The following is a 432-nucleotide window of genomic DNA, read 5'->3' on the forward strand; positions in this document are numbered from 1 at the left end:
TTAAAAACTATAAATATAACTCAATATAATTTCAAAATTATTAGAACTAAAAAAACATTTAATAATGCAATTAAGTTAATAAAATTTGGCATTAATTTAGATGAAAACCAACTTTGAGTATATATATTTAGAATAATTCAAATTAATACATCTGTTGTAATATTTTTCACATTTATTATTTCTAAAAATTTCACTATCTTTATTTGTTTAGAAATCCAAATATCAGTGTATGAAAAAAGTAATTATCGTTCTTCTTGTCGCCTTTATCATTATTCAGTTTTTTCCGATTGATAAAACCAACAAACCACTGAACCCGGGAATGGATTTTTTAAAAATTAAAACCAATACTTCTCCGGAAATAGCAAAACTGATTACCAATTCATGCTACGATTGCCATTCAGATGAAACCCAATATCCTTGGTACACCAATAT

General features: G+C 24.8%; 1 protein-coding gene. It reads left to right on the top strand.

What is annotated here, in order from left to right:
• Positions 1 to 229 precede the first annotated feature (229 nt).
• Positions 230 to 432, top strand: a 203-nt coding sequence (locus AB4Y90_RS18230; protein ID WP_441558970.1) for a heme-binding domain-containing protein, incomplete at its 3' end; no start/stop codon positions are given.

The sequence above is a fragment of the Chryseobacterium sp. 2TAF14 genome, from assembly GCF_052115105.1.
In the GTDB taxonomy this organism is placed as follows: Bacteria; Bacteroidota; Bacteroidia; order Flavobacteriales; family Weeksellaceae; genus Chryseobacterium.